The following is a 4,424-nucleotide window of genomic DNA, read 5'->3' as shown; positions in this document are numbered from 1 at the left end:
GTATCGACCGCGAGAAACCGACGTCGCCGCCGAGAATTAGACCACTGCGCGTAATCGACACTCACATCACTCACGGTACGGCTGCACAGCCACGAAACAGCTGATTCCACAATGGCGACCACGGTCGTGGAGCACCCGGCCCAGGCCCCGAGTCCCGCGCCGCGTCTACCACCGAAGGGCTCCGACACGACAACGGCGACGCCCACAGGGGGCGACATCCGGTAATTCGACGTTCTGTAAAGCTAAGGATGCCGGGGCAACGCTGCGATCGCGGAAGGCCACCCCTCGTCCACCAAAGTTGGCCTTGCAAACTAGTCCACCGGCGCGGCCAGCTATCTGCCGGGACCCGCTCGAAGTACTTCTCGGTACCCGACGGCTCCCAACAAGCTAACCCGGAACTCGAGCCTCTGGTTCTGCGCAGAGGATGCTGCATCACAGATCAAACCGTCAGACATTCGGCGAAGGTCGATCCGGACCATATCCGGGTCCTCGTAAACTGTCGTGACGAATTCCCCTCGGCTGCTCGAGACGTTTGCAGCCAAGATGACTTCGGCTCCCTGCACGGGCGTCCATGAAATCGGTTCGATTACTTCGAACCGAGCGGTCGGCGGAGCGCTCGTGAAACGAACCGTATCGACGGGTGGGGCCGGCGGGCGTGCATCCTCCAACCAGGGCTGTCCGCTCGCACGGTCGACCCTCAACGCACCGTCCCTGCCATCCTCGCCCGGCCCCGCCCAAGTGTGGCCACACAATTCGTGTTCCCGGACCCAAGTACTCCCAGCACTTAACCCAACCGCGACCAAGACGATGACCGCTAAAATCTTTACGATCGGACCGCGACGCGGTTGTGTCATGCGACCAGCCAGCCCTCGCCCTCGCAATAAGACCAGGCACTCATCGGTCCAGCATAGATCCCGAGCCACATCTTGCGGGCCCATGCGACGATAACGCGATGAAGTACCGGGGTGTGGGAGCGCTCGCATGGGCGGTGTCATGCCTGCTGGTGACCAGTTCCTGCACAACTGGACTGCCGTGGGCGCCGGCATCGCTGGCCGAGCGCACGACGAGCTCTCTTGACGCGGTCGGCGCCGACGTTGAGGACGCACTCGTGACGCAGGCCGGTGGGGGGCTGGACTCGGCGCACGCAGGCCCGGTTCACCACGTGCCGTGGCCAGGGTGGGTCCACCGGCCAGCAATACGACATCGGAGAACGGGGGCTCCCGTCGGTATTGTCTCAGGACTGGGATGTCGCCGTCGCCGTCGCGCGCTCTGCCGCTAACGCCCACGGTTACACCCGCGAGTCGATGAGCACTATATCGGGCACCCGACGGCACGTCTTCGCCGATGACGAAGGCAACACCGTCGAGATCCAGCTTCACCATCAATCAGGCTCGTTCTCGCTCTCTGCGGTCTCTGGGTGTCGAACCCAGTGGTGAGACCCCACCCAGCCACCGGCGCCCCGGAAGGACCAAGACCGCGCCCGCCGCCGGCGAGCGCACCGATCACCCTGCTCGCCCCGGCGGGACGCAACCAGGCCCACCTACTGCCCCGGGCGTAGGCGGCCGACCCGATGGGTAGTCAGGTCGGGCAGGAAAGCCCGACCCGAGGACCATGGGGCGTTAACATAAGGGGGAAGGTCTGGGGTCAGCATTTCGGCGCCGGGCCAACACGGTGGGGTGGCCTGATCGATAGACCAGCGCGATCATCCTGCCTTTGCAGGTCTTAGGGATGCGGGCCGGATTTCATCGGTTACCTTCTGTAAAAGTCCGGTGGGAGATCACACGCCCGCATCCCTTAACACCACGCCAGGCAATGGAGGTCTCGGATGGACATCCTTTCCGGCTTCAACTTCAGACGGACCGCGCAGCAGGACAAGGCCGATCCTCGGCAGGCCCGCAACAGTGCTGGCGGGTTCGCGTTCACCGTCACTCCCGAGATTCGGTTGCGGCGGTTCCTGGTTCTGGGCACCGAGGGGGGCACCTACTACGCCTCGGCTCGGGACCTGACCAAAGACAACGCCGATTTAGTAGTGGATTTTGCCCGCAACCGGCCACTTGATCTGGTCCGGGAGATTGTGGCGATCTCGCAGGCCGGGCGAGCTCCGAGGCAGAACCCGGCACTATTTGCTCTGGCGGCCGCGGCCTCCCTGGGCGATGACACCGGCCGCGCGGCAGCCCTTGAGGCACTGCCGGACGTGGCGCGCACCGGCACGCATCTGTTCCTGTTCGCTGGCTACGTTGAGCAGTTCCGCGGGTGGGGGCGTGGTCTTCGCCGAGCGGTGGGCAACTGGTACCTCACCCCTGCGGTCGACCAGGTCGCCTACCAGGCAATAAAGTACCGGCAGCGGCATGGATGGACGCACCGTGATCTGTTGCGCCTTGCCCACCCTGTCACCGGGGACGCCGAACGTCGTGGACTGTTCGACTACATCGTCCGCGGCACCGTCGATGCCGTACCGGCGATCGTCGAAGGATTCGAACGCGCTCAACACGCTGGCGCTGATATCCCCGCCCTTGTCCGTGAATACGGCTTGTCCTGGGAGATGTTGCCTGACTCGGCGCTGGGTCGGCCCGAGACCTGGGAGGCGCTACTTGATGCCGGGGTGCCGCAGACGGCGCTGCTTCGCCAGCTCCCCCGGTTGACCCGACTGGGCCTGCTCACACCGATGGGCTCTCGTACCGCTGCGGTCGCCGCGCAACTGACCGACGTCGACCGGCTCACCCGTGCTCGCGTGCACCCGATCTCTGTTCTGCTCGCGCAACGCACCTACGCCTCAGGCCGCAGCGCCCGCGGCGAGAGCGAATGGTCGCCGTCGGCGCCTATCGTCGACGCCCTCGACGCCGCCTTCTACGCAGCGTTCGAGGCGGTAGAACCCTCAAACACACGTCACCTGCTGGCATTGGACGTCTCCGGTTCGATGACGGCCCCCATCTCGGGAATGCCGCTCTCGGCCCGGGAAGCCTCCACAGCACTGGCCCTGGTTACGGCCGCAACCGAACCGGACCACCACGTCGTGGGGTTCACCGGCCCGCAGACCTGGTTCGCCCGCGCACACACCGGGCTCAGTGAGTTGCCCATCAGTCCACGCCAACGCCTCGACGATGCACTTCGCGCAGTCAGTGACCTGCCCTTCGGGAGGACCGATTGCGCACTACCCATGACGTGGGCCCTGGAAAACCGCGTGGAGGTCGACGTCTTCACCGTGTATACCGACAACGAGACGTGGGCCGGACGAATCCACCCACATCAAGCGCTGCAGCAGTACCGACGCGAGATCAATCCACAGGCGCAGCTGATCGTGGTGGGCATGACCGCCACCGAGTTCACCATCGCCGACCCCACCGACGCGGGAATGCTGGATATCGCCGGATTCGACTCGGCCACCCCCTCACTGATCTCGGGCTTCGCCCGCGGCGACATCTGACACCGATCTCCCCTCGGATCTCGGCACCGGCTGGCGAGCACGGCTGCGCGTCGGCCCGAGGGCGTACGCCCCCGTCACACACGACTGCCCGACCCGATCGTCGCCACGCCGACGTCGCTGGCCGGGGGCGTCGGGACAATAAGAAGGACAACGAGGAGAAGCAATGGCTGAAGAGCTGCCGCAGGACTCTCTTGCGGCGCATTGGGGCCAGCTCGCCGTTCTCGGACTCCTGGCGTGGTTCCTCGGGGTAATCCCCGGAGCTCTAGCCGGAGCCGACGTCTGTCAACGGATCCACGAGCAGTACCGCGCTGCCTACGGCGTCACACCAGATGGGCTGGGATGCGCGGTGCCCGGTGCCACTTCGTGGGCACTGTCTACCGTCGTCATTTTTGCTCTGGCGGTGTGGTGGGGCTCCGGTCGAGGATTTCCGCCCGCAAGGCTTCGTCTCGGCCGGTCGATGCTCGGCGTTGCAGCAGCGTGGTTCGTCGTCCCCGCAGTGGCATTCCTCGTAGTCGGTACCCAACCTGACACCGAGGACAAGGCGTGGGTGCTCGGCGCCGGAATGGCCTACCTCATCGCCTCCCTCTCCGCAGGCATCGGCGCATGGCCCACAAGAAACCTGGCCAAGCCCGCCGCAGCATTTGCCACGCTTTTCGCTGCAGCTCCTCCGCTGCTCTATCTGGTGCACGAGGTGTTCGGCATTCTCGTAGCCGCGGTGCTCGCTGCGCCGGCTCTTGGCCTGGCATTCGCGGCCGCGCTGTCCTCGCCACGGTCAGCCAGCGTCGCTTGATGGGCGGGCAGAAACGGCGAGCAAGCGCCTGTGCGATCGTCCATCGCGATCTCGTGCGGGCACACGTTCGCCCTCCTGGGCCCCAGTGCCGCGGCTAAAACCAATCGTCCCATCTACCTACAGTATTTTAAGACACTCGACACCGCCCAGGACGGTGGCCGGTTTTGAGTCGTTTTCCTGGGCCTTCGGCCACCTACCCGCGTCTCACTA

Annotated in this window: 2 protein-coding genes; both read left to right on the top strand. The window is 65.2% G+C overall.

The genetic code is table 11. From position 1 onward, the window contains the following. Positions 1-1,825 precede the first annotated feature (1,825 nt). Positions 1,826-3,424, top strand: coding sequence for a TROVE domain-containing protein (locus ACWIE7_RS18365; RefSeq protein ID WP_454070212.1), 1,599 nt, complete (start codon positions 1,826-1,828; stop codon positions 3,422-3,424). A 163-nt stretch (positions 3,425-3,587) separates the two neighbouring features. Beyond that, complete coding sequence (locus ACWIE7_RS18360) at positions 3,588-4,214, top strand: hypothetical protein (protein ID WP_454058498.1); 627 nt, start codon at positions 3,588-3,590, stop codon at positions 4,212-4,214. The last annotated feature ends 210 nt before the right edge of the window (positions 4,215-4,424 follow it).

The sequence above is a fragment of the Dietzia sp. NPDC055343 genome, from assembly GCF_053645265.1.
Note: the sequence above shows the minus strand (reverse complement) of the source record. Positions and strands in the feature narration are given on the sequence as shown.

Coding starts and splice junctions, on each gene's coding strand:
- ACWIE7_RS18365 (WP_454070212.1), top strand. CDS start 1,826: ATGGACATCCTTTCCGGCTTCAACTTCAGACGGACCGCGCAGCAGGAC.
- ACWIE7_RS18360 (WP_454058498.1), top strand. CDS start 3,588: ATGGCTGAAGAGCTGCCGCAGGACTCTCTTGCGGCGCATTGGGGCCAG.